21 protein-coding genes and 2 tRNA genes are annotated in these 25,212 nt (G+C 66.1%); 4 read left to right on the top strand and 19 right to left on the bottom strand.

Annotated elements, in window-relative coordinates:
- Window positions 1-617 precede the first annotated feature (617 nt).
- Genes crtY through A0U87_RS10160 form a run of 4 tightly spaced genes read left to right on the top strand, consistent with a single transcriptional unit; the run spans window position 618 to window position 4,904 of the window.
- Window positions 618-1,766 carry a lycopene beta-cyclase CrtY gene (crtY, locus tag A0U87_RS10175; protein WP_048936196.1) on the top strand — a complete coding sequence of 383 codons (1,149 nt, stop codon included), beginning with the start codon at window positions 618-620 and terminating at the stop codon, window positions 1,764-1,766.
- Window positions 1,766-3,247, top strand: coding sequence for a phytoene desaturase (locus A0U87_RS10170; protein WP_048936197.1), 1,482 nt, complete (start codon window positions 1,766-1,768; stop codon window positions 3,245-3,247). Before crtY ends, A0U87_RS10170 begins: the two co-directional genes overlap by 1 nt.
- A gap of 31 nt (window positions 3,248-3,278) precedes the next feature.
- Entirely contained in the window at window positions 3,279-3,860 is a 582-nt protein-coding gene (locus tag A0U87_RS10165) for a TIGR00730 family Rossman fold protein (RefSeq protein ID WP_048936436.1), read from the top strand.
- Window positions 3,861-3,914: 54 nt separating this feature from the next.
- Window positions 3,915-4,904: a phytoene/squalene synthase family protein gene (locus A0U87_RS10160; protein ID WP_080993504.1), complete on the top strand. Its 990-nt coding sequence runs from the start codon at window positions 3,915-3,917 to the stop codon at window positions 4,902-4,904.
- Window positions 4,905-5,208: 304 nt separating this feature from the next.
- On the opposite strand, the gene A0U87_RS10155 is transcribed toward A0U87_RS10160, so the two are convergent.
- The 19 genes from A0U87_RS10155 to A0U87_RS10070 form a co-directional block, all read right to left on the bottom strand.
- Complete coding sequence (locus A0U87_RS10155) at window positions 5,209-6,555, bottom strand: ammonium transporter (protein WP_048936200.1); 1,347 nt, start codon at window positions 6,553-6,555, stop codon at window positions 5,209-5,211.
- 13 nt (window positions 6,556-6,568) lie between these two features.
- Window positions 6,569-6,907 (bottom strand): P-II family nitrogen regulator, encoded by a 339-nt coding sequence (locus A0U87_RS10150; RefSeq protein WP_004209785.1) that lies wholly within the window; start codon window positions 6,905-6,907, stop codon window positions 6,569-6,571.
- A 156-nt stretch (window positions 6,908-7,063) separates the two neighbouring features.
- Complete coding sequence (locus tag A0U87_RS10145; RefSeq protein WP_048936201.1) at window positions 7,064-7,639, bottom strand: DUF924 family protein; 576 nt, start codon at window positions 7,637-7,639, stop codon at window positions 7,064-7,066.
- A gap of 87 nt (window positions 7,640-7,726) precedes the next feature.
- Window positions 7,727-9,169 (bottom strand): metalloprotease TldD, encoded by a 1,443-nt coding sequence (tldD, locus tag A0U87_RS10140; protein WP_137405508.1) that lies wholly within the window; start codon window positions 9,167-9,169, stop codon window positions 7,727-7,729.
- Between the two features lie 56 nt (window positions 9,170-9,225).
- Window positions 9,226-9,453, bottom strand: a complete 228-nt coding sequence (locus A0U87_RS10135) for a zinc-finger domain-containing protein (RefSeq protein WP_048936202.1) — start codon at window positions 9,451-9,453, stop codon at window positions 9,226-9,228.
- 54 nt (window positions 9,454-9,507) lie between these two features.
- Entirely contained in the window at window positions 9,508-9,687 is a 180-nt protein-coding gene (locus tag A0U87_RS10130; protein WP_048936203.1) for a hypothetical protein, read from the bottom strand.
- A 149-nt stretch (window positions 9,688-9,836) separates the two neighbouring features.
- A tRNA-Val gene (locus tag A0U87_RS10125) sits at window positions 9,837-9,912 on the bottom strand.
- A 68-nt stretch (window positions 9,913-9,980) separates the two neighbouring features.
- Complete coding sequence (locus A0U87_RS10120; protein WP_048936204.1) at window positions 9,981-10,970, bottom strand: MarR family transcriptional regulator; 990 nt, start codon at window positions 10,968-10,970, stop codon at window positions 9,981-9,983.
- A gap of 220 nt (window positions 10,971-11,190) precedes the next feature.
- Window positions 11,191-12,042: a D-amino-acid transaminase gene (locus A0U87_RS10115; protein WP_048936205.1), complete on the bottom strand. Its 852-nt coding sequence runs from the start codon at window positions 12,040-12,042 to the stop codon at window positions 11,191-11,193.
- A gap of 207 nt (window positions 12,043-12,249) precedes the next feature.
- Window positions 12,250-13,767, bottom strand: a complete 1,518-nt coding sequence (gene rpoN / locus A0U87_RS10110) for an RNA polymerase factor sigma-54 (protein WP_048936206.1) — start codon at window positions 13,765-13,767, stop codon at window positions 12,250-12,252.
- Window positions 13,768-13,812: 45 nt separating this feature from the next.
- Entirely contained in the window at window positions 13,813-14,598 is a 786-nt protein-coding gene (lptB, locus tag A0U87_RS10105) for an LPS export ABC transporter ATP-binding protein (protein WP_010336951.1), read from the bottom strand.
- A 152-nt stretch (window positions 14,599-14,750) separates the two neighbouring features.
- Window positions 14,751-16,385, bottom strand: coding sequence for an arylsulfatase (locus A0U87_RS10100; RefSeq protein ID WP_137405507.1), 1,635 nt, complete (start codon window positions 16,383-16,385; stop codon window positions 14,751-14,753).
- A 92-nt stretch (window positions 16,386-16,477) separates the two neighbouring features.
- Window positions 16,478-17,416 (bottom strand): TauD/TfdA family dioxygenase, encoded by a 939-nt coding sequence (locus A0U87_RS10095; protein WP_010336953.1) that lies wholly within the window; start codon window positions 17,414-17,416, stop codon window positions 16,478-16,480.
- A 31-nt stretch (window positions 17,417-17,447) separates the two neighbouring features.
- The gene (locus A0U87_RS10090; RefSeq protein ID WP_107917515.1) at window positions 17,448-18,857 is read right to left on the bottom strand and encodes an MFS transporter; all 1,410 of its coding nucleotides are present in this window, start codon (window positions 18,855-18,857) and stop codon (window positions 17,448-17,450) included.
- Window positions 18,858-18,879: 22 nt separating this feature from the next.
- A complete protein-coding gene (locus A0U87_RS10085) occupies window positions 18,880-21,315 on the bottom strand; it encodes a TonB-dependent receptor (protein ID WP_048936209.1) in 2,436 nt (811 codons plus the stop codon).
- An 8-nt stretch (window positions 21,316-21,323) separates the two neighbouring features.
- Window positions 21,324-21,482 (bottom strand): hypothetical protein, encoded by a 159-nt coding sequence (locus tag A0U87_RS26175; RefSeq protein WP_164488919.1) that lies wholly within the window; start codon window positions 21,480-21,482, stop codon window positions 21,324-21,326.
- Window positions 21,483-21,769: 287 nt separating this feature from the next.
- Window positions 21,770-22,621 (bottom strand): formate dehydrogenase accessory sulfurtransferase FdhD, encoded by an 852-nt coding sequence (fdhD, locus tag A0U87_RS10080; RefSeq protein WP_048936210.1) that lies wholly within the window; start codon window positions 22,619-22,621, stop codon window positions 21,770-21,772.
- The gene (locus tag A0U87_RS10075) at window positions 22,618-24,885 is read right to left on the bottom strand and encodes an FdhF/YdeP family oxidoreductase (RefSeq protein ID WP_048936211.1); all 2,268 of its coding nucleotides are present in this window, start codon (window positions 24,883-24,885) and stop codon (window positions 22,618-22,620) included. The genes fdhD and A0U87_RS10075 overlap by 4 nt, the downstream gene beginning before the upstream one ends.
- A gap of 136 nt (window positions 24,886-25,021) precedes the next feature.
- Window positions 25,022-25,108, bottom strand: a tRNA-Leu gene (locus tag A0U87_RS10070).
- Between the last annotated feature and the right edge of the window lie 104 nt (window positions 25,109-25,212).

The raw sequence follows: 25,212 nt of genomic DNA, 5'->3' as shown, positions 1-25,212 counted from the left end.
TCGGGCCAATGCGCCGGCCAAGCGCCTGCCGCGCGCCGGTGAAGCGACAGGCGCGCGACAACCGGGTCAGGATGACGCGCCTTCGACGCGACAGGGAGAGGACAACGAGGCGACAGGAAAGCGACACTGGCGCGCCGGTCGGGCGACACCGGTCTGGCGGCGAGGGCTGGAAAGAGGAGCGGGTGTCCATCGTCCACGGTAGATCAGAGAAAGGCCGAGTAGGAAAGCGGGATGCCGGGTCAAGCCCGGCATGACGGACGGGGGGATGGCAACTGATGACCATAAGCCACCCTCACCATCATCGTCACCCTGAACTTGTTTCAGGGTCCATTCCTCCCATAAGACCAATAGTTTGTGGGGCCTGATGGATGCTGAAACAAGTTCAGCATGACGTCGGTGGGATGGCCGCAACCTACCCAAATCAGTCATCCCAGCGTAGACTGGGATTTCTATTTTCTTTGAGAATGGGGGGCAAGAAATAGTGGGATGTCGTTGAGAGACACGTGCCTCGCAACAACCTTCGCTGGCATGACGGGATAGGGGACCGCCTGTTCTCCCCCCATCCCTGCCTGCCCGTCCCGCTTTGCCTTTGGCGTCGGCGCCGCTAACAGGAGTGGGTGGCTGATCTGGAATGCGATCTTGCGATTATGGGTGGGGGCCTTGCCGGGGGGCTGATCGCGCTTGCCTTTGCCGAGCGGCGGCCGGGTACGCGCATCCTGTTGATCGAGCAGGCCGATCATGTCGGCGGCAATCATATCTGGTCCTTCTTCGACGGTGATGTGGATGCGCGCGACCGCTGGCTGGTCGATCCGCTGGTCAGCAGCCGCTGGTCGCAAGGGCATGAAGTGCGCTTTCCCGGCTATCGGGGGCAGTTCGACACCCCCTATAACAGCATCACCTCCCCCCGTTTCGACGCGCATGTGCGGGCGGCGATGGGCGATCACCTGCTGACCGGGGCGCAGGTGGCGACGATCGGCCGGCAATTTCTGGTGCTGGAGGACGGACGCCGGATCAGCGCCCCTGCGATGATCGATGCGCGGGGCGCGGGCGACCTGTCGGCGCTGCGCTGTGGCTGGCAGAAATTCGTCGGGCAGACGCTGCGGCTGGCGCAGCCGCATGGAATTGCCCGGCCGGTGATCATGGACGCGACGGTGGCGCAGATCGACGGCTATCGCTTCGTCTATCTGCTGCCGCGCGACGCCCGGACGATCTTTGTCGAGGATACTTATTATAGCGACGGATCGGCGCTGGACGCGGCAGGGATCGCGGAGCGGATCGCCGCCTATGCGCAGGCGCAGGGGTGGCAGGTGGAGGAAGTTATCCACAGCGAGAGCGGCGTTCTGCCGGTGGTGCATGGCGGCGATTTCGACCGCTACTGGCCAGCCGATGACCCGGTCGCGCGGGCCGGGGTGAAGGCCGGCCTGTTCCAGCCGATGACCGGCTATTCGCTGCCCGATGCGGTGCGATTCGCGACCTGGCTGGTGGAGCAGCCGCTGAAGGGCCTGCCGGCGGCAACGCGGACCTATGCTGCGGCGCACTGGAAGAAGGGACTTTATTATCGGCTGCTTGGCCGGATGCTCTTCGGCGCTGCGGTGCCGGACCAGCGCTGGCGCATCTTTGCCCGCTTCTATCGGCTGCGGCCGGGACTGATCCAGCGCTTCTATGCCGGGCGATCGACCATCGCCGATCGCATCCGCATCTTGTGCGGGCGTCCCCCGGTGCGCATAAGGGATGCCATGCACGCATTGCTGAACCCACCCGCCTGATGGAGCGGAAAGCGATTGTCATTGGCGCGGGCTTTGGCGGCCTGGCGCTGGCCATCCGTCTGCAGTCGGCCGGGGTGGCCACCACCCTGATCGAGGCGCGCGACCGCCCCGGTGGCCGCGCCTATATGTGGGAGAAGGACGGCTTCACCTTCGACGCGGGGCCGACGGTCATCACCGATCCGGCCTGCCTGGCCGAATTGTGGCGCCTGTCGGGGAACGACATGGCGCAGGATGTCAGCCTGGTGCCGGTGTCGCCCTTCTACCGGCTCAACTGGCGCGACGGCACCAATTTCGACTATTCCAACGACGAAGTGGCGCTGCGCGCGCAGATCGCCAAGCTCAATCCGGAAGATGTCGCGGGCTATGAGCGGTTCCTGGATTATGCCGACGGCGTCTATGAGGAGGGCTATCGCAAGCTCGGCTCGGTCGCCTTCCTCGACTTCGCCTCGATGGTGCGGGCGGGGCCCAGCCTTGCCAAATATCAGGCCTGGCGATCGGTCTATTCGATCGTGTCGAGCCATGTGAAGGACGAGAAGCTGCGCCAGGCGCTTTCCTTCCACAGCCTGCTGGTCGGCGGCAATCCGATGACCACCAGCGGCATCTATGCCCTGATCCACAAGCTGGAGAAGGATGGCGGCGTGTGGTTCGCCAAGGGCGGGACCAACCGGCTGGTGCAGGGCATGGCGACCCATTTCGAGCGGCTGGGCGGCGTGATGCGGCTGGGCGACGCGGTGGTCGAGATCGAGACCCATGGCGACCGGGCGGTGGCGGTGCGCACTGCGTCGGGTTGGCGCGGGGAGGCGGACGCGATCGCCAGCAATGGCGACCTGATGCACAGCTATCGCGATCTGCTGGGCCATCATCCGCGCGGTCAGAAGCAGGCGGAAAAGCTGCAGCACAAGAAATGGTCGCCCAGCCTGTTCGTGCTGCATTTCGGCATCAAGGGCAGCTGGCCGGGCATTCCCCACCATATGATCCTGTTCGGCCCGCGCTATGAGGGGCTGCTGACCGATATCTACAGCCATGGCGTGCTGCCGGCGGATTTCTCGCTCTATCTGCATCACCCGACCGTCACCGATCCGTCGATGGCGCCGGAAGGCTATTCGACCTTCTATGCGCTCGCCCCGGTGCCGCACATGGGCAAGCTGCCGATCGACTGGGATCGATTCGGTCCGGCCTATGCCGAGCGCATCCTGGACGAGATTCAGCATCGGCTGATCCCCGACATCCGGTCGCGCATCGTGACACAATTCCATTATGCGCCGAGCGACTTCGGCCGCGACCTCAATGCCCATCTGGGCAGCGGTTTCAGCCTGGAGCCGCTGTTGACCCAGAGCGCCTGGTTCCGCGCCCATAATCGCGACGATGTCATTCCCAACCTTTATCTGGTAGGGGCCGGCACCCATCCCGGCGCGGGCATCCCCGGCGTGGTGGGCAGCGCCAAGGCGACCGCGGCGCTGATGCTGCAGGACATGGCTTGAGGAGCGCGCGGCGCTTCGGGACTGGAAGATGATGAAAAGACTGGCTGTTTATTGTGGTTCGGCGACGCCGGCCGACCTCACCTATATCGACGCGGCGCGCCATGTCGGCCGCACTTTGGCACAGCGCGGCATCGGCGTCGTCTATGGCGGCGGGCGGCTGGGCCTGATGGGCGCGGTGGCGGATGCCGCGCTGGAGGCGGGCGGCGAGGTGATCGGCGTGATCCCCGAGGCGCTGGTCGGCGCCGAAGTCGCGCATCGCGGCTGCACCGAATTGCACGTGGTGGAGACCATGCACCAGCGCAAGCAGCTCTTCACCGACCTGTCGGACGGCTTCGTCACGATTCCGGGTGGCGTCGGCACGATGGACGAGCTGTGGGAAGCGATCAGCTGGGCGCAGCTGGGCTATCATAACAAGCCGGTCGGCCTGCTCAATGTCGCGGGCTTCTATGACCAGTTGATCGGCTTCAACCGCCAGATGGTGGAAGCCGGCTTCATCCGGCCGCAGCATGCCGGCATCATGATCCATGATGACAGCATCGAGGGGCTGCTGGAGCAGATGGCCGCCTATCAGCCGCATGAGACGATCTTTGCGATGAAGGCCGCGCGGCTCTGAAATAATATTCCCCTCCCGCTTGCGGGAGGGGTTAGGGGAGGGCATGTCCGCTTCATGGACTTAACAGGCCCTCCCCCGGCCCCTCCCGCAGGCGGGACGGGAGAATGGAATCGCCCCGCCCTGGTCGCCCATGCCCGCGACAGCATTGCGCGGGGCTCCAGGAGCTTTGCCATGGCGTCGAAGCTGTTCGACCGGGTGACGCGCGAGCGGGCCTGGCTGCTCTACGCCTGGTGCCGCAAATGCGACGATATCGCCGATGGGCAGGACCATGGCGGGACGATGCGCGGCGTCGCCGACGGGCAGGCGCGGCTGTCGACCCTGCGGGTGCTGACCGATGCGGCGCTGCGCGGCGAGCCGACCGGCGACCCGGCCTTTGACGGCTTTGGCGTCGTCATGCGCGAATGCGCGATCCCGCACCGCTATGCCCATGATCTGCTGGAGGGGTTTGCGCTCGATGCGCGCGACTGGCGGCCGCGCAGCGAGGCCGACATGTTGCGCTATTGCTATCATGTCGCCGGCGCCGTGGGCTGCATGATGGCGGTGCTGATGGGCGTCGACCCGGAGGATGAGGCGACGCTGGACCGGGCCTGCGACCTGGGCATTGCCTTCCAGCTTGCCAATATCGCCCGCGACATCAGCGAGGATGAACTGGCCGACCGCTGCTACCTGCCGGTCGAGTGGCTGGTGGAAATGGACATGCCGCCCGGCGAGCATATGAAGCCCTGGCTGCGGCCGCAGCTGGCGATATTGGGGCAGCGGCTGGCCGATATGGCGGCGGCCTATGAGGATAGTGCGCGGCATGGCACCGGCGCGCTGCCGGCGCGGGCGGCCTGGGCAGTGCTGGCGGCGGCGGGCATCTATGGCGACATTGCGCGCGAAGTCGCGCGGCGGGGCGAGCATGCCTGGGACCATCGCGTGGTGACGCCGGGGCGCGAGAAGCTGGGCTGGGTGATCCGCGCGGGACGGCAGGTGCCGGGACGGGCGCGGCGCTGGCCGGCAGGGGCAGCGCGGGCTGTGGGGTTGTGGACACGACCGACTGTCTGACTTTGGGTGGGTTCCGCTATTCCCCTCCCGCACGCGGGAGGGGTAGCGAGACTTGCGCGCGCAGCGCGTTAGTCGCAGCGGGGTGGGCTTTCGCGATGCCCAGCCCACCCCCTAACCCCCTCCCGCCTGCGGGAGGGGGAACATGTCCGCTTCTGGTCGCTGCCAGCCCCCCCCAATTCCGACTGCCTGCCCTGTGGATAAAAATAGGGCCGGTACTTTCGTACCGACCCCAAGGCATGTTCGCAGGAGGAACAAGGTGAGGCGGGCGGGCCGTATCCCGGTCGGGCGGCCCGCCCTGCCAATCTCAGTAGTTGTAGGCGCGTTCGCCATGCTCGCCGAGGTCGAGGCCTTCATATTCGACCTCCTGGCTGACCCGCAGGCCGGTGATGGCCTTGGCGATGAAGATGGCGATGGCGGTGCCGATCGAGGCCCAGATGATGGTCACGACGACCGCTTCGATCTGGACGAGCAGCTTGGCGCCGATTTCATAGTCCGCCGCGCCGGGGCCGCCGAGGGCCGGCGAGTAGACGATCGCGGTACCGATGGCGCCGATCATGCCGCCGATGCCGTGGATGCCGAAGGCGTCCAGGCTGTCGTCATAGCCAAGCTTGGGCTTGAGCACGGTGACGGCATAGAAGCAGACGATCGAGGCAACAGCGCCCAGCACGATCGCACCGAACGGACCCGAGTTGCCGGCGGCCGGGGTGACCGCGACGAGGCCGGCGATGACGCCCGAGCAGAAGCCCAGGGCCGACGCCTTGTGGCCATTGACGCGTTCGATCAGCATCCAGAACAGGCCGCCCGATGCGGTGGCGACGAAGGTGTTGATCATGGCGAGCGCGGCCGAACCATTGGCTTCCAGCGCCGAACCGGCGTTGAAGCCGAACCAGCCGGCCCACAGCAGGCCGGTGCCGACCGCAGTCAGCGTCAGGCTGTGTGGCGCCATCGGTTCCTTGGGATAGCCAATACGCTTGCCCAGGATGATCGCGGCGACCAGCGCCGAGACGCCGGCGTTGATGTGGACCACGGTGCCGCCCGCGAAATCGAGCGCGCCGGCCTTGAAGAAATAGCCCGAAGCCGCCCAGACCATGTGCGCGATCGGGAAATAGACGATCGTCAGCCAGACGGCGGCAAACACCATCACGGCCGAGAATTTGATGCGTTCGACCACCGAACCCAGCACCAGCGCTACGGTGATCGCGGCGAAGGTCATCTGGAAGCAGACGAAGACATATTCCGGAATCTCGACGCCGGCGGTGAAGGTCGCGGCCTGCGAAGCGGGCGTGATGCCCTTCAGGAAGGCCTTGTCGAAGGTCGAGACGACGTTGGAGAGGCCGCTGGTATAATCGGGGCCAAAGGCCATCGAATAGCCGTACATGACCCAGATCAGCATGGCGAGGCAGGCGGCGGCGCCGATCTGCGTCATCACCGACAGCATGTTCTTGCTGCGGGCAAGGCCGCCATAGAACAGGGCGAGGCCCGGCAGGATCATCAGGAAGACGAGGATGGTGGAGGTCATCATCCAGGCAACGTCGCCCTTGTCCACGGTCGCGGCCGGCGCGGCCGCGTCCTGTGCCCAGGCGGGTAGCGCGGCGAACAGCGAAAGGCCGGTGGCCCCCAGCGCGCCGCAAATCTTCTTCGAAAAGGTCATCATTCCCCCCTTCTTACAGCGCGGTTTCGCCGGTCTCGCCGGTGCGGATGCGCACGGCCTGGCCGACATCGAGGACGAAGATCTTGCCATCGCCGATCGCGCCCGAATTGGCGGCGGCCTGCGTCGCTTCCACCACGCGCGGCGCGAGGTCGTCGTCGCAGACCACCTCGATCTTGATCTTGGGAACCATGTTGGTGGAATATTCGGCGCCGCGATAGATTTCGGTCTGGCCCTTCTGGCGACCAAAGCCTTTCACTTCGCTGACCGTCATACCGGCGATGCCAAGCGAGGAAAGAGCCTCGCGGACATCGTCAAGCTTGAACGGCTTGATGATAGCCATGACAAGTTTCATGTCGCCCCCTTATTTGGTGTGCGGCGACATACCAGCAAGAGGCGTGCCAATTTGCTAATGACGCATTAACGCGGGATTTCCACTAGGGGAGATTGTTGCGCCGCCGAAAAAATGTGCAGATGCACAGCCATGCCTAAAAAATAGGCATGTTCCCGCCTACCATTGCGATCCTTCGGCGACCGCTGCCGCTTCGGCGGGCAGGGTGGTGCGACCAAGGGCAGCGTTGCGATGGGGGAAACGGCCGAAGCGCGCGATGGTTGCATGATGCTGGCGGGCGAAATCGAGCGACCGGGTGTCGCCGGTCCCTTCGAACAGGGAGAGCGACAGCTCCTGATCGGCCAGATCCTCGCTATGCTGGAACGGCATGTAGAAGAAGAGCCGGCCCGCCCCGCCAATCTGGATGTCATAGCCCAGCGCGATGGCGCCGCGCGCTACCTCACGGGCGATCGGGTCGGTGGCAAAGGCCTGGGCCTGGCCGCGGAACATGTTGCGGGGCAGTTGGTCGAACAGCAGCACCGCGGCCAGCGCATCGTCGGCGCGGTCGAGGAAGCTTTCGGGCGGAAGCGTCCGCTTCTCGCTCCACAGGACGGCGAAGCGGTCGATGCAATGCTGGTCGAGCGCCGGATCATGGCTGTACCAGCCTTCCTCGCCCACCTGGTTGAACCAGAAGTCGAGCAGGGCCGCCGCCCAGTCGGCGGTCACGGCGTCATGGCTGTCGGTCAGCATGTTCATACGCAAAATACGTATCGATCGCCGCCCGGTTCCTCGGCCCATGGCGGCGGCGGGTCGGGTGACCGCGCCGCCATGGAAGGAATGGGGTCAGGCGGCGGTGCCGCCGACGGTCAGGCCATCCATCAGCAGGGTCGGTTGGCCGACGCCGGCCGGCACGCTCTGCCCACCCTTGCCGCACATGCCGATCCCTTCGTCGAGCGCCCAGTCATTGCCAATGCCGATCACCTTGGTCAGCGCGGTCGGGCCGTCGCCGATCAGGGTCGCGCCCTTGATCGGATCGCCGATCTTGCCATTTTCGACCTTATAGGCCTCGGTGCAGGAGAAGACGAACTTGCCCGAGACGATGTCGACCTGGCCGCCGCCAAAGCTCTTGGCGAAGATGCCCGACTTGACGCGCGACAGCAGCTCTTCCGGATCGTCCTGACCACCCTTGATGAAGGTGTTGGTCATGCGCGGCATCGGCGCATGGGCGTAGGATTCGCGGCGGCCATTGCCGGTCGGCGCGACGCCCATCAGCCGGGCGTTGAGGCGATCCTGCATATAGCTCTTGAGGATGCCGTCCTCGATCAGGATATTTTCCTGGGTCGGCGTGCCTTCGTCGTCGATCGACAGCGAGCCGCGGCGATCGAGGATGCTGCCATCGTCGACCACGGTGACGCCCGGCGCGGCGACGCGCTGGCCGATGCGGCCGGAAAAGGCGCTGGTGCCCTTGCGGTTGAAATCGCCTTCCAGGCCATGGCCGATCGCTTCATGGACCAGCACGCCCGGCCAGCCGGGGCCGAGCAGCACGGTCATCTCGCCGGCGGGGGCGGCGACCGAGCGGAGATTGACCTCGGCCTGGGCCAGCGCCTCGTCAATGGCGCGGTTCCAGATCTTGGGGTCCATCACCTGATCATAGAGATAGCGGCCGCCGATACCGAACACGCCGGTTTCGCGCCGGCCATTTTCCTCCAGGATGACCGAGACGTTGAGGCGGACGAGCGGGCGGATGTCGCTGGCGGTGAAACCGTCGGCGCGGACGATCTCGATCACCGACCAACTGCCGGCTAGGCTCACCGAAACCTGGGCGACGCGCGGGTCGCGGGCGCGGGCGGCGGCGTCGATCGCGGCGCACAGGGTCACCTTCTCGGCGAAGGGCACCAGCTCCAGCGGATTGGCGTCGGTATAGAGGTGGCGATTGGTGCGCTGGGGCGGCGGGGCGGGCTGGCCCTTGGCCGGATCGAGCAGGGTCAGCGTCTGCGCCGCCTTGGCGATGGCCGCTTCGCTGAGGTCATTGGCATGGGCAAAGCCGGTCATCTCGCCCGAAACGCCGCGCAGGCCAAAGCCCGCATCGGTCGAATAATCGGCGGTCTTGAGCCGGCCGTCGTCGAAGCCGAAGCTCTCGCTGGCGCGATATTGGAGGTAGAGCTCGCCATCGTCGCAGGCCGCAAGCGCCTGCGCGGTCAGGCGGCGCGCACCATCGGGATCGAGCAGGCCCGGACGATAGAGCAGGCCGCGGGCATCAGTGAATTGCGAAGCGAGATCGGTCATGCCGCCCGATATAGGCGCGGCATGACGGATGCCCAATGGAAATTTTAGAGGGTGCCTTAGAGGCTGGCGCCCGAGGCGATGTCCGGCTCGTTGCCGATCTCGGCATTGTCGGCGACGCCGCCGGCCAGCACGAAGCGGCGATCGCAATAGCCGCAATCGACATAGCCATGCTCGTCGATTTCCAGGAAGACGCGCGGATGGCCAAGGGCGGCGGGAATGTCACCCGAACCGTCGCAGGAGACGCGGGACTTGGTGACTCGGATGATTTCGGGCGGCTGGATCATGGGAGGCGGAATTAGCAGCGGTAACGCGGCGCCGCAATATCTGGCAGCGCGCGATTACATCAGCGGATAGCGGGGCTGGGTGCAGCCGGCGTCGGCGGGGGGCTCTGCCGCGATCCTTGCGCTTGGGGTCTTGGGTTGCCAGTCGGCGCAATTGCCGACCGCCATCACCGCGAAGGGCGACAGCATCAGCAATATCGGCGCGACGGAGCCGCCAAGGAAGAAGCTGATCGGCATGGGCGGGAAGATGCCGGAACCATGCTTGCTGCAGGATGAATGTTACGGGTGCGGATCGGGGCTGGTTTTGCCTGGAAGGCTAAGCCCTCGCTGTCGCTCGGGAGTTTCGCTGGCAGCCGTCCCCCTGACGGCTTCTCATTCGGCGAAACTGGTGGGCGATGACGGGCTCGAACCGCCGACATTCTCGGTGTAAACGAGACGCTCTACCAACTGAGCTAATCGCCCCCATGGGGTGCGGGCGCTTCTAGATTTTTTTGGGCGCGGGTCAAGCGGCCTTTATCCGATGGGGTAGATCAGTGCGCGCGATAGCGATGGCTGGCGCTGAACCAGCGCATGAGCTTCTCGGCCGCGTCGTCGGCGAGCGCGATGAAGATGCGGCGGCCGTCATGCGGATCGGCACGACGCTCGACCAGGGCCTTGTCCGTCAATGTGCGAATCCAGCGCAGCGCCGTGGTCGGCGGCACGGCGGACGCGATGCACAGGCTGGAGACAGAGACATGGGCCTGTTCCAGACGGGCGGCGAGCAGGTCGAGCATCATGTCCCAGGCCGGATCGGCGAACAGGTCGCCGGGCAGGAAATCGGCGCGCAGCCGGCGGGCGCGGAGCAGGTCGCAGACCTGGGCGGCGGTGACGGAGGCGGTTTCCGCCATGGTGGCCGCACCGATCGTGGCGATGGCCGGCATGCCCGTATAGCTGCCCTGGCGATCGGCAATGCGCGCGGGCATGTCGAACGCGGGCAGCGTAGGGCGCGGCCGATCGGTCAGGGCTTCGATCGTGCGAGCAAGACGGCTGACTTCCTCGCTCAGCCGCTGCAGCCGGTTGCCGTCGCTTTCATGGGTGGCGTCATGCAGATTATGGGGCATAGCATCGCCGTGCGCGGCGGCGAGCAGGGCGGCGGCGATGTCGCTATTGTCGGGACTGCACAGCAACTGGGTCTGCGGGCTGCGCATGCAGGCATAGGCCATGTCGAGTGTCTCGATCCCGGCGAGCAGGACGACCGCCATGCGATTCTGGATCGCGATCGTCTCGACCTGAACGATCAGCCGTTCGAGCAGCGGATCAGGCTGGTGGCAGTGCAGCAGGACGACATCGCACCCGACCTGCATGTCGAGCCGGACGGCGGCCTGATCGAGCGGCACGGTGCCGAGCAGGCGCAGGCCGGCGGCATGGGCCAGCATGGCGGCATCGTCGAACCATTCGTCATCGGCAACGATCAGCAGCCCACGCCGGTCATCCGGCGCGGCATAGGGGCTATCATGATCGGTCGAGAAGGGATCGGCCATCACCACGCAATCTCCCGTGCCTGTTATGTTCCGCAGCTTAGCCGCTTGCCCACCGGGCGCAGCCGGCGCTGACTCCATAATGGCGCAAATGCACGGGGCTGTCGTGATGGCCGTCACGCACCCACGATATCGGGGGGAATGCGGAAACGAAAAGGGCGCCGGCTGATGCGGGCGCCCTTTTCTGCCTATTCGATCCGAAATGGACTCATTTCGTCGCAGGTCAGACCGCGGTGCGGCGGGCGAAGTCGATATAGAGTTCGCGCAGCCGGGTCGCGACCGGGCCGGGGGTGCCGTCACCGACCGGCTGGCCGTCGATCCTGACGATCGAGAGGCAGAAGGTCGAGGCGCTGGTCATGAAGGCTTCCTTGGCAGCGAGCGCTTCGGCGAGGGTGAAGGAGCGGCGGATGACGGCGATGCCGCTTTCCTCGGCAAGGGCCGTCAGCGCCGCGCCGGTGCAGCCGGCCAGCACCGACTGGCTGTAGGGGCGGGTGACGATGCCTTCGTCGGTGACGATGAAGGCGGTGGAGGAGGCGCCTTCGGTGATGAAGCCATCCTCGATCATCCAGGCTTCCTGCGCGCCGGCTTCCTTGGCCGCCATCTTGGCCATCGCCTGGGCGAGCAGGCCGACGCTCTTGATGTCGCGCCGCGCCCAGCGCAGGTCGGCCATGGTGGCGACCGCGACGCCGGTCTTCGCGGCGGGCACGTCGAGGAAGGTCTTGTTCTGGACGAACATGAACAGAGTGGGCTGCAGCCCGGCCGGCGGGATGAAGTCGCGGGTGACGTCAGCGCCGCGGGTGATCTGGAGATAGACCAGGCCCTCGCCAAGGCCATTATGGGCGACCAGCGCCTTCTGCGCCGCCTCGATCTCGTCCAGGGTCAGCGGCAGGGCGATGCCGATTTCGGTGCAGGAACGTTCCAGCCGGGCGAGATGGCTGGCGCTGTCGACCAGCCGGCCATCGATCACGGCCGCCACTTCATAAATGCCGTCGGCGAACAGGAAGCCGCGATCGAGCGGGGAGATGCGGACGTCTTCGAGCGGCAGAAACTGGCCGTTGAGATAGGCGACGGACATGGCGGCGGGCGATCCTTGATCTGGTGATTTACGCCGCCGCTTTTGCCGCCGCGGCGGCCGGGGTCAAGGCGGCGAAATAGGATTTGCGGCGCTTAACTTCGCATATTTCCCGCACATCGTGACATTATCTTGCGCTGGCCTGATCCTATCGGAAAGTCAGGGGATGGCAGCGCCGATGATAGGGGAAAGGCCCGCTGTAGGACAGGCTCAGGCGGCCTTGCCCTTGAGTGCCTTTTGCCGGCGGCGCTGGACCGAGGAGCCGATGCCCATGGATTCGCGATATTTGGCGACGGTGCGGCGGGCGATGTCCATGCCCTTGGCGCGCAGCAGGTCGACCAATGTGTCGTCGGAGAGGATGGCATGGGCCTCCTCCGCGCCGATCAGTGCCTTGATATGGCTCTTCACCGCCTCGGCCGAGACGGCGCCGTCGCCATCCGCCGCCGCGACGCCGCTGGTGAAGAAATATTTGAGTTCATAGAGGCCGCGCGGGCAGGAGAGATATTTGTTCGAGGTGACGCGGCTGACGGTCGATTCATGCATCTCGATCGCGTCGGCGACCGCGCGCAGCGTCAGCGGCTTGAGATAAGCGACGCCATTGCGGAAGAAATCCTCCTGCTGGCGGACGATCTCGCTCGCTACCTTGATGATCGTCTTCTGCCGCTGGTCGAGCGCCTTCACCAGCCAGTTGGCGCTGGCGAGGCAGTCGGCCAGCCAGGCCTTGCTCGCCTTGTCCTGCGGGCCGCCGGCCAGTTCGACATAATAGGTGCGGTTGACCAGCACGCGGGGCAGGGTGGCGCTGTTGACCTCTATGCCCCAGCCCTCGCGGGTGCGGCTGACGAACAGGTCGGGCGTGACCGGCGTGGCGCTGTCGCTGGCGAAGCGCAGGCCGGGCTTGGGATCATAGCCGCGCAGTTCGCGGATCATGTCGGCCAGATCTTCTTCATCCACGCCGCAGATGCGGCGCAGCTGGGGCAGGGCGCCCTTGGCCAGCAGGTCGAGATTGGCGAGCAGCCGCTGGATGCAGGGATCGTAGCGGTTCGCCTCCTTTGCCTGAAGGGCGAGGCATTCGGCGAGCGAGCGGGCGCCCACGCCGGTGGGATCGAAGCTGTGGATAACTTCGAGCACGGCCTCGACCGTGAAGAGTGGCACGCCCAGGCCATGGGCGGTCTGGAGCAGATTGGCCTCCAGATAGCCCGCTTCGCTGATCTGGCCGATCAACTGGGTGGCGATCAGCAGGTCCATGCCCGACAGCGTGCTGCGGGCCTGGTCCATCAGATGTTCCTGCAGGCTGGGCGCGGCATTGGCGAAACTGTCGAAATCGACCGCTTCGCCCGAACCGCTGCCGCCGCCGAGCATTTCGAGCGAGCCTGAGCCGCTGCCCGCGGCCATGCGGTCGGCCGGGCCATCGTCGATGAAGGTTTCCGCGCCATGATCGACATCGAGCGGGCTGTCGGCGCCGCCCAGCCCCTGGGCGATCAGATCGTCGCTGGCGCCGGTTTCAGCGGCCAGGGTCGGCGCCTCCACCTCGCGGTCGACGCCGCTGCCGTCCCGGCCGCCGTCATCGGCGGCACCCTGTTCGAGCAGCGGGTTCTTTTCCAGTTCGCCCGCGACGAACGCCTCGATCTCCAGATTGGACAGCGCCAGCAGCTTGATCGCCTGCTGGAGCTGCGGCGTCATCACCAGAGACTGGCTCTGGCGGATGTCGAGGCGTGGCCCAAGCGCCATCAGCCGGGCCGTCCTGCATCAGCGAGGGGGCGCCGGCCGATCATGTCAGAGCTGGAAATTCTCGCCCAGATAGAGGCGGCGAACATCGGGATGGGCGACCAGTTCGGTCGGGCTGCCGGCGAACAGCACCTGGCCGCTGTAGATGATGCAGGCGCGGTCTACGATTTCCAGCGTCTCGCGCACATTATGGTCGGTGATGAGGACACCGATGCCGCGCGTCTTGAGCTGCTTCACCAGGTCGCGAATGTCGGCGATCGACAGCGGATCGATGCCGGCGAAGGGCTCGTCGAGTAGCACGATCGAAGGATCGGCGGCCAGCGCGCGGGCGATTTCGCAGCGACGCCGTTCACCGCCCGACAGCGCCATGGCGGCAGAATCGCGCAAACGGGTGAGGCCGAATTCGTCGAGCAGCTGTTCCAGCTTCTCGGCACGGGCGGCCTTGTTGGGTTCGGCCATTTCCAGCACGGCGCCGATATTCTGTTCGACCGTCAGGCCCCGGAAGATCGAGGTTTCCTGCGGGAGATAGCCCAGGCCCAGGATCGCGCGGCGATACATGGGCAGGCCGGTAATATCCTGGCCGTCGAGGATGATGCGGCCCTGGTCGGGACGGACGAGGCCCATGACCGAATAGAAGCAGGTCGTCTTGCCCGCGCCATTGGGGCCGAGCAGGCCGACGACCTCGCCCTTGCCCACGGTCAGCGACACGTCGGACAGGACGACGCGCTTGTCATAGCTTTTCGCGATCGAGATGACGGACAGGCCCTCGCCCACTTCCTGCGGGGCGAGCGGTCGCGCCGAAGCGGCCCTGTCCTGGATCGTCACATCGTCCATCACTTCAATCCTTGTGCCGCCAAATCGGGGTGCGGCGGACATGGGTCCGCCTGCGGCAATTGGCAAGCTTTGTGCATGGGATCGCCGCCGGGGCAAGGGGAAAATGCGATGGAGAAGAGGGGGATGGGCGTGCCATCCCCCTGATGCGCGGGTTATTCCACCATGATGCGCGGGTTGGGCAGGACGACGCCGACATCGCTGGCATAGGCGTCCCACGCCTTTTCCAGCGCCGCCCGGCGCGCCGGTTCGCGGGCGGACAGGTCCGTGGTCTCGCCCGGATCGGCGGCGATGTTGAACAGATGCCATTGGCCATCGCCGGCATCGGTGATCTTCCAGTCGCCCTGACGCAATGCGCGCGAGCCGAACAATTCGGTGCCGATCGCCTCGCTGGCGGGATGCACCGTCTGCGCCGTGCCGGCGAGCCAGGGCGCCCAGCTGGTGCCACGGATCGGCTGGACGGTGCGGCCCTGGAACGTCCCCTTGGGCGGGGCGATGCCGGCAAGGTCGATCAGCGTGGGGGCGACGTCCATGACATTGAGATAATCATGGGCGATGCTGCCGGGCTTCTTCACCGCTGGTCCGGAGAGGAAGGCGGTGGTGCGGGTGCCACCCTCGGTCGCGAACGCCTTGTAGAGCCAGGAGGGGGTGGTTGCCGCCTGCGCCCAGCCGGGGCCATAGCTGATATAGCTGCTGTCCTTGCCGAGATTGTCATAGCTGTTGTCGGCCGCCTCGGCGCGGGCGCGGAAGCGGGGATTCTTGGCATGGACCAGGTCCATCCCCTCGGCGCCATTGTCGGCGAGGAAGAGGATGACGGTGTTGTCATATTCGCCGCTGGCCTTGAGCGCATCGATCACCCGGCCGACATTCTGGTCGAGCCGGTCGACCATCGCGGCATAGATTTCCATCGTCCGCGACGCGGTCTTCTTTTCGTCCGGGGTCAGCTGCGCCCAGGGCTTGCTGTTTTCAAGGGGATGCTGCGCGGCGCTGGCCGGGACCAGGCCGAGCGCGACCTGCTTCTTCAGCCGCTCGGCGCGCAACGCTTCATAGCCCGCCTCATAGCGGCCCTTATATTTGGCGATGGTTTCGGCCGGGGCCTGTAGCGGCCAGTGCGGCGCGGTGAAGGCGAGATAGGCGAAGAAGGGCTTGTCGTCCTTGGTCGCCTTGATCTGGTCGATCAGCTTGGTGGCGAAGGCGTCGGAGGAATAATAGTCGCTGGGCAGGCTTTCGAGCGTGCGGCCATCCTCGCGATAGGTGGTGAAGCCGGGCTTGGGCGTGGCCGAAATGTCGGTGCCATAATGATTGCCCGCCCCCTGCAGTAGCGCGAAGCTGTGCTGGAAACCGCGGGCATGGGGATCCTGCTGCGGCGTGAGGCCGAGATGCCATTTGCCAGAGAAGAGGGTGCGATAGCCGCCGACGGTCAGGACTTCGGGCAGGGCGGCGATGTCGGTGCGCAGATAGCCTTCATGACCGGGCTTGCCGACCTGATTGGGGGCCTGCATTTCCGCCATGGTGCCAAGGCCGGCGCGATGATTGTCGGTGCCCGACAGCAGCATCGACCGGGTTGGCGAGCAGGTGGGCGCGGTGTGGAAGCCGGTCAGGCGCACGCCCGACAGAGCGAGCCGGTCGAGATTGGGTGTGGATATCTCGCTGCCAAAGGCGCCGAGATCGGAATAGCCCAGGTCGTCGGCGACGATCACCAGGAAATTGGGACGCTTTTCCTGCGCCGCCGCGGGCGTGGTGAGGGCGGTGGCCAGCGCCAGGCTGGCAAGGACAGTGCGGAGCTTCATGGGGTCTTCCGTGAAAAGGGGCCGCGTCCGGAAGGAACGCGGCCCAGTGTGCCGAAGGTCAGGGGCAGGTTGGGGGGGTGAGCAAGCCCTGCTCAGGCGGCTTCGGCAATCTTGCCATCTTCCTTCTTGATGATGCGGCTGTTGCGGCCGTCGATCGAGACGGGGACGGTGCCGGCGATGGTGGCGCGGCGCAGCTGGCGATGCTGGGTGCCGAAATCGGCGATGGCGCGATGCTGGGTGGCGCGATTGTCCCAGATGGCGACGTCGCCCGGCTGCCAGCGCCAGCGCACGGTGTTTTCCGGCCGGGTCACGGCATCCTGGAATGTGGCGAAGAGGCGCTGGCTGTCGGCCTGGCTGAGGCCGACGAACTGCTTGAAGAAATGGCCCAGGATCAGCGAGCGCTCGCCGCTTTCGGGATGGACATGGACCAGCGGATGTTCGGTTTCATAGACGGTCGAGGCGAAGACTTCGCGATAGCGCTTCACCGCTTCCTCGTTCGCGTTGGTGACGACCGAGGCATAGTCGTAGAGGTTGGAATGGACCGCCCACAGGCTGTTGGCGAGCTGGCGCAATGGTTCGGGCAGTTCCTCATAGGCGGCTGCCGTATTGGCCCAGAGCGTGTCACCGCCCGCCTGCGGGATGACGATGGCGCGCAGGATCGAGGATTCGGGGTAAGCGGGGACGAAGGTGACGTCGGTGTGCCAGCTCGACGCGGCGCGGCCCTCCTTCGAATCCAGTTCCAGCAGATATTTGGAGCCGGGCACGACCGGGACGGTCGGGTGGGCGACGGGCTTGCCGAACCGTTCGGCAAAGGCTTCCTGGCCGGCATCGTCGAGATGATGCTGGGCGCGGAAGAAGATCACCTTGTGGCGGACGAGGGCGGCGCGGATCGCGGCGATGGTGGCGTCGTCAAGGTCGCCGCCCAGCGCAACGCCGCGAATCTCCGCGCCGATGCGGCCGGCGACGGGAACGACATCGAGCGGACCGTCGGCATCGGCGGCGTTGAGGAAGCTCTGGGTCAGGATGGTCATGGCAGGTCTCCTTGAGTTTATGCGTGGACGGTCAGGCGGGGATCGCGTCGCGCTGGTCGAGGGCGCGGCGGATTTCGGCATGGGCGGCTTCGTCGAGCGGGAAGCGCCAGATGATGAGGGTGGCGATGATGTGGGCCAGGGCCGGGCCGAGGGCGAAGACGGTCTTCAATCCTTCGAGCGCGGTGGCATCATTGTGCGGGCCGGCGGCAAAGCCGAGCCAGGCGATGAGCGGCAGGGCAATGCCGATGCCGATCGCCGGGCCGAGCTTGGCCGAGAGGGCAAAGACCGAGAAGAAGAGGCCGGTGCGGTCATGGCCGGTGCGCAGCCGATGGGCGTCGGCCACATCGGCGACCATGGCGCGCAGCATGAGGTTGCCCGAGCCCTGGGTCAGCCCCTGGGCAATGGTGAGGGCGAGCAGCAGCGGCAGGCCGCCGGGGAAGACGAAGAGCAGGCCGATATTGATCGCCGCCTGGGCGATTTCGCCGCTGATCGCGGCCTGACGCTTGCCGATGCGGGTGCCGATGCGCAGCCAGATCGGCGCGGCGGCGACGCCGAAGATGAACTGGAGCAGGTAGAGGCCGCTCGCCCAGGCGGGCAGGCCCATATACCAGACGGCGAAGAAGACGATCAGGCTGGCGCGGATCGACTGGCCGGCGGTGACCACCGCGTCGGAGGCGAGGACACGCAGCAGCAGCCGGTCGGAGAAGATGACGCTGGTGGCGCGCCAGAAGCTCTGGCGGACCGGCGGGGTGGCGGGCACTGGCGGTTCGGGCACGGAAAAGAGGGTGAGGGCGAGGCTGGGGATCAGGGTGGCGATGATGAAGCCGCCGACCAATTGCAGCTTAAGCGTGCCATTGCCCGGCTCGACCTGGTCGAGGATGGTCGGCAGCACCAGCACGGCGAGCAGGCCGATGGCGCGCAGCAGCGCCTGATAGCTGACGACGCGGGTGCGGCCATGATAATGGCGCGACAGCTCGCCGGCCCAGGCGGAGGCCGGTATCTCGATCATCGACCAGCCGAGATAGAAGAAGAAGAGGGCGGCGCCGAGATAGGCGGGCGTCACCAGCGCGGCGGGCGGGAAGAAGAGCAGGGCGGAGGACAGGCCGAACAACAGGCCGCCGGCCGCGATCCACGGGCGGCGCCGGCCAAAGCGGCTGCGGGTGCGGTCGCTGAGCGCGCCGACCAGCGGATCGGCGCTGACATCCCAGATGCGGCCCAGCAGGAAGATGAAGCCGATGGTCGCGAGCGAGAGGCCGAACTGGGTGGCGTAAAGCTGCGGCACGAACAAGGCGAGCGGCAGGCCGGCGCCGGCGATCGGCACCGCGATCGAGGCGAAGCCGGTGAGGCGCAGGCGCGAGGGCTCCCCCTCCCCGACGCGGGCGGGTTCCGGCCGGATGATGCTCCGGTCATCCAGATAGTCTGCGTAGGGAAGGGTAGCCATGATCTTGCCTCCGTATTGGGGGTCAGAATTTGCTGCGCAGGGTGACGCCGATGGTGCGGGGATCGCCGACGGTGGCGGTGACGAGGCCGGTGTTCGCGACCGAGAGCGTGTCGACATAATCCTTGTCGAACAGGTTCTTGGCCCAGAGCGACATGTCGATCAGGCCATCGTCCAGCCGCACGCCGATGCGCGCATTGGCGACGCCGTAGCTGGGCACCAGCGAGTAGCGGCTGTCCGACACGGCGGTGTAGTAGGAGGAACGCCAGCTATAGTCGGCGCGGCCGTAAAATTGGGCGTCGCCCCATTTGGTGGTGCCGAGCGGAATGGCGAAGTCGCCGCCCGCGCTCCACGACCATTCGGGCACGCCCGACAGCGGCTTGCCGCTCAGGTCGGTCACGGCCGAGCCGCCGGTGGTCGGGTTCAGTGCCTCGACCGGGGTGGGGCCGTTCTTGAAGTCGACATAATAGGCGTCGGTATAAGCGAGCGAGGCGTTGAGGTTGACATAGCGGCTGAGCGCCAGCGCACCGTCCAGTTCGAAGCCGCGCGCGCGCGCCTCGGGGATGTTGGTGATGTAATTGCGGGTGCTGTTGGTGCCGACAATCTGTTCGGTGATCGCGGTCTGATAGTCGAAGATATTGGTCCAGAAGGCGGCGGCGTTGAGCGTTGCCTTGCCGCCCCAGAACTGGCTCTTCACGCCCGCTTCGTAATTGTCGACCTTCTCGCCGCCGACATCGGGGCTGACCCCGGCCGGGATGTTGGTGAGGTTGAGGCCGCCCGACTTGTTGCCGCGCGAATAGGTGGCATAGACCAGCACGTCCGGCGTCACCTTGTAGGACAGGGTGGCCAGACCCGAGAGGCTGTTGTCGGTGAAGCCGGTCGAGTAGCTGGTGACGGGGTTGAGGCTGTTGCGCAGTGCGATCGCTGCGGTGCGCTGGGCCGCGGTCAGGCTGGAAAGATCATTCCCCTCCGCCCACCATTGGCTGTAGCTGCCCTGCTTCTTCTCGTGCGTGTAGCGCAGGCCGAGCGTCAGCGAGAGGCTGTCGGGGATGATGGCGTAGCTGGCCTGGCCGAACAGCGCGGCGCTCTTGGTTTCCGGATTGGAGCTGGAGCGGGCGACGAAGCCGTTGACAGCCGCATTGCTGACCACCGGATCGGCATTGGGGAAGAGCCAGAGCGGCGCGTCTACGCCATAGCCGGCGGCGCCCGACCCGTTGATGATCTGCCAGAAATAATAAGCGCCCAGCACATAGGAGAGGCGGGTGTCGCCATTGGAGGCGACGCGAAATTCCTGGCTGAACTGGCGCTGGTTATTTTCCTGATGGTTGAGCGTGTTGACCGAGAGCGAGGTGGCGTCGCTGTCGTTGCGCGGATACCAGTTCCAGGCGCGATAGGCGGTGATGGAGCTGAGCGTGACCGGGCCGACATCCCAGTCGGCCTTGCCCGAAATGCCCCATTGATTCATGTTCGCCTGGAACTGGCCATCGACATCGACCTTGCGGGCGAAGGGATCGGTGGCCAGCGGCGTGTAGCCGGCGCGGGCGGCGCGGATCGCGAAATTGTTCGCGATGATGTTGCCGTCATCATAGGTGGTGAAGACGGTGCTGGGCAGGCGGACGCAGCAATTGAGCGTCTGCTTGGCATAGTCACCGATCAGGCGCAGGCTGAAGCCCTCACCCTGGGTCAGCAGCAGCTGGCCGCGCGCGGTGAAATTGTCGTAATCGTGAATTTTCTTGCCGTTATGGACATTGGTCAGGAAACCATCGCGATGGGTGTCGGCAATGCTGATGCGCACCGCCGCCCAGTCGGTGAGGCCGCCGGTGACCGAGCCGCGCAGCTGATGGAAGCCATAGTCGCCCAGCGTCGCTTCCACCTGGCCGCCGAAATCGAAGCTCGGCTGGCGGGTGGTGATGTTGATCGCGCCGGCGGTGGTGTTCTTGCCGAACAAGGTGCCCTGCGGCCCGCGCAGCACCTCGATCCGTTCGAGGTCGACCAGGTCGAACTGGCTGGCGCCGACGCGGCCATAATAGACATCGTCGATATAGACGCCGACGCCATTTTCGAGGCCGTCATTGGTCAGCGCGACGTTGGAGCCGAGGCCGCGGATGTTGATGTTGGTGTTGCGGGGGTTGAAGCTGAACAGCTGGAGGCTGGGCGCGACCTGCTGCACGGCGGCGAGCGTATAGTCGCCGCGCTGTTCGACCAGATCGCCGCCGACGACCGAGAGGGCGACCGGCACGTCCTGCGCCTTTTCGGCGCGGCGGCGGGCGGTGACCAGGATGGGGGCACCATAATCGCCTTCATCGACAGCGGCTTCGGGCGCGGGCGCAGGTGCCGCGGCGGCGGGTTCGTCGGCAGCATGAGCGGCGCTCGGCAACAGGCCGATGGCGACGCCGGTGAGCAGCAGGCGACGGAGGGACAGGCCGTGCCGGGGTCGGCTGGGCGCGAGGACTTGGGACATGAAGAGGCTTACTCCCTGAATTTCTTGTCTGTTCTGCTTGTGGGCTGCGGACGCAGGGCATCGTCGTGCACGGCGTTCAGGCCGTAGAGCGCGGCGGCCGCCTGGAGCAGCGACACGGAATAGGCTGGGTGCGGCGACGCGCGTCGGCCGCGAGCTTCCACGGGCATGCGATCCCCCTTTCCCGCACGACGCATCGGCGGAGGACGGGCGGATGGAGGCGCGCTGACAAGCAGCGCGCTGCGTGGCGGGCGTCAGGCCCTAGATTTCAGATGGATGGCACATCGTTTCATTCCCCGTTTCGTTGGGGGGAACACGAAGCTGGCGTCGTCGCCCGAGCATCGTGCGCTTTAGCTGTTGGTGACGCGGAGCAAGCTGCATCCCGATCAAAAGCCGCGGGTCCGATGCCGATGTCGTCATCCGGGCGGGGACCAGTCCGCTCCGTTTGAGGCAATCTCTACTTATAAGATAGAGTGTCTGGCTCAACCAAGTTTTGCTTGGCCGTGCCCAAATTGCGCTGTGCCGGTCCGTCCGCCCGTTCGAGCATGGCGTCGCGCCGGGCGAGGGTGATGAGGCGCAGGCCCGATTCGGCGGCACGATCGAGCGCCAGGCTGGTCGGGGCGGAAAGGGTGACGAGCAGCGGGCAGGCCGCGAGCGCGGCCTTTTCCACCAGTTCATAGGAACAGCGCGAGGAGAGGAGGGCGAAGCCGCCATCCCAGCCAAGGCCGGCGCGGGCCATAGCGCCGATCAGCTTGTCGAAGGCGTTGTGGCGGCCGACATCCTCGCGCGCGAGGCGGAGCGTGCCGTCGGGCGCGGCGAGGGCGGCGGCGTGGAGCGCGCCGGTGCGCTGATTGCCCGGCTGGCGTGCGTCGAGCGCATCGAGGGCGCGGAACAGGGCATCGTCGCTGGCCTGGGTGACGGCGGTGACGCGCGGCAGCGGGCGCAGCGCCTGCTCCAGATTCTCTATGCCGCACAGGCCACAGGAGGATTCGGCGACGCGGTGGCGGACGCGGGCGAGGATGCGGTCATGGCGATCGGCGATCAGGCGGATGCGCAGTAGCAGGCCCTGGGGCGCTTCATGGATGTCGATGTCGATGATGTCGGCGGCACTATCGATCAGCCGTTCGGACAAGGCGAAGCCGGTGGCGAGATCGTCGAGATCGGCCGGGGTCGCCATCAGCACGGCATAGCCGATGCCATTATATTCGAGCGCGACAGGGCATTCGACCGCGACCGCGCGGGTGACGGGTGCGCGGCCGCCGTCCGGGGTGATCCGGGTGAAGCGGGCAGGCCGGTCGGCGTCGCTCATCGGGCGGCGCGCACCATGACGGGAATCGACTTGTAGGCGGGGGTGCCGCTGGCCGGATCATAATCGTCGAGCGGGACGAGATTGTTCGCCTCGGGATAATAGGCGGCGAGCGATCCGCGCGCGATGGCGTGCATGACGATGGTGAAGCCGCGTAATTCGCGCCCGGCCGGCGTCGTCACATCGACCTTGTCGCCATGGGCCAGGCCCATCTCCGCCAGATCGATCTCGTTCGCGAAGATGATGTCGCGCCGGCCATGGATGCCGCGATAGCGGTCATCATAGCTATAGATGGTGGTATTATACTGGTCATGGCTGCGGATGGTGGTGAGCAGCAGCGGCAGCGCGCCCTCGTCCGGCGCGGCCGGGTGGGTGATGAACTGCGCCTTGCCGCTGGGCGTGTTCCAGATCCGGTCGCTGGGGCCGACGGTCAGGCGGAAACCGCCCGGTTCACGCACCCGGATGTTGAAGTCGCGGAAATCGGGATAGACCGCCTCGATCCCGTCGCGGATGCGGTCATAATCGGCGACCATGCCGTCCCAGTCGGTGCGGCTGGCGGGCATGGCGGCCCTGGCCAGGCCCGCAACGATCGCCGGTTCGGAGCGCACATGGGGCGAGGGGGGCTTCAATTTGCCGCGCGAGGCGTGGACCATCGACATGCTGTCCTCCACCGTCACCCATTGCGGGCCGGCGGCCTGAAGATCCAGTTCGGTGCGGCCAAGGCAGGGCAGGATCAGTGTCTCGCGCGCGGTCAGCAGGCAGGTGCGGTTGAACTTGGTGAGGATGTTGACCGACAGGTCGAGCCGGCGCACGGCGGCGAAACAGGCGTCGGGATCGGGCATGGCGACGGCGAGATTGCCGCCGAGCGATATCAGCGCTTTTGATTCGCCAGCGTGCATGGCGGCCAACGCCTCGACCGCATTATGGCCATGCTTGCGCGGCGACTGGATGGAAAAGGCGGTGTCGAGCCGTTGCAGCATCGCTTCGGTCGGCAGTTCGGTGATGCCGACGGTGCGGTCGCCCTGCACATTGCTATGGCCGCGCAACGGGCAGATGCCGGCGCCGGGCTTGCCGAAATTGCCGCGCAGCAGCAGCAGGTTGGCGAGCGCCTGCACATTCTGCGTGCCGTGGCGATGCTGGGTGATGCCCATGCCATAGCAGATGATGACCCGGTCGGCCCTGGCATAGACATGGGTCATGCTCTCGATCGCTTCGCGGGTGAGGCCGGACAGGCGCTCGATCCACGGCCATTGGGTCGCCTCGATATCGGCGCGCAGGGCGTCGAAGCCCTCTGTATGCTGGGCGATGAAGCCGTGGTCGAGCGTGCCGGGCTGCTGTGCCTCGATCGCCAGCAGCGCCTTCATCATGCCCTTGAGCATCGCCATGTCGCCGCCGATCCGCACCTGATGATAGGCGGACGCGAGCGGGGTGGCGCCGGGCGAGAGCATTTCGGTGGGATGCTGAGGCGACTTGAAGCGTTCCAGCCCGCGTTCGCGCATCGGGTTGGCGACGATGATCGGCACGCCGCGCTTGGAGGCGGTGGCGAGCGTGCTCAGCATGCGGGGATGGTTGGTGCCCGGATTATGGCCGATGCAGAAGATCGCGTCGGCATGGTCGAAATCCTCCAGCGTCACCGTGCCTTTGCCGATGCCGATCGACTTGGGGAGGCCGGTGCTGGTAGCCTCATGACACATGTTCGAGCAGTCGGGGAAATTGTTGGTGCCGAATTCGCGGGCGAACAGCTGGTAGAGAAAGGCGGATTCGTTCGAGGCGCGGCCCGAGCAGTAGAATTCGGCCTGGTCGGCATGGTCGAGCGCCTGGAGCGCGGCGCCGGCGCGGGCAAAGGCTTCGTCCCAGCTGATCGGCACGAAATGGTCGGTCGCGGCATCATAGCGCAGCGGCTCGGTCAGGCGGCCGGCATCTTCGAGCTTGTGGTCGGTCCAGTTCCACAATTCGCTGACGCTGTGGCGGGCGAAGAAATCGGGATCGACGCGCTTGACCGTCGCTTCCCAGGTGACGGCCTTGGCGCCATTCTCGCAGAATTCGAACGAAGAGGTGTGCTTGGGGTCGGGCCAGGCGCAGCCGGGGCAGTCGAAGCCGTCGGGCTGGTTCATCTGGAGCAGGGCGCGGGTGTCGGGGCTGGCGCGCATCTGTTCGGCGACCGTCTTGGCCACTGCACGCAGGGCGCCCCAGCCGCCGGCCGGGCCGTCATAGCTGGAGACGCCTTCCACCGTGTCGGGGATCAGGTCTTCGGCGGATTTGTCCATGGTCGTCTGTCCCACATCATCGCGGTGCCCCGCGTGGGATATAGGAAAATTCGGCTGGAGAACCAAGGCCGGGCAGGCAGGATGGGGCGTGCCCGCAGGGGGCTGTCATCATCATCTGCAGCTATCGGGAAAGTGATGGTGCGGTCGAGAAGACTCGAACTTCCACGGCCTTTCGGCCACAACGACCTCAACGTTGCGCGTCTACCAATTCCGCCACGACCGCACATCAACAGGGAAACCGGCGGGGCCGGTGCCTTGGTAGGAGGCGGCCCTTAGCAAAGGCTTTTGGGTCATGCAACCAGTGATCGGCATCAACGTTATCTTTGT

The organism is Sphingobium sp. MP9-4, assembly GCF_005281675.1.
Classification (GTDB): Bacteria; Pseudomonadota; Alphaproteobacteria; order Sphingomonadales; family Sphingomonadaceae; genus Sphingobium; species Sphingobium yanoikuyae.
Note: the sequence above shows the minus strand (reverse complement) of the source record. Positions and strands in the feature narration are given on the sequence as shown.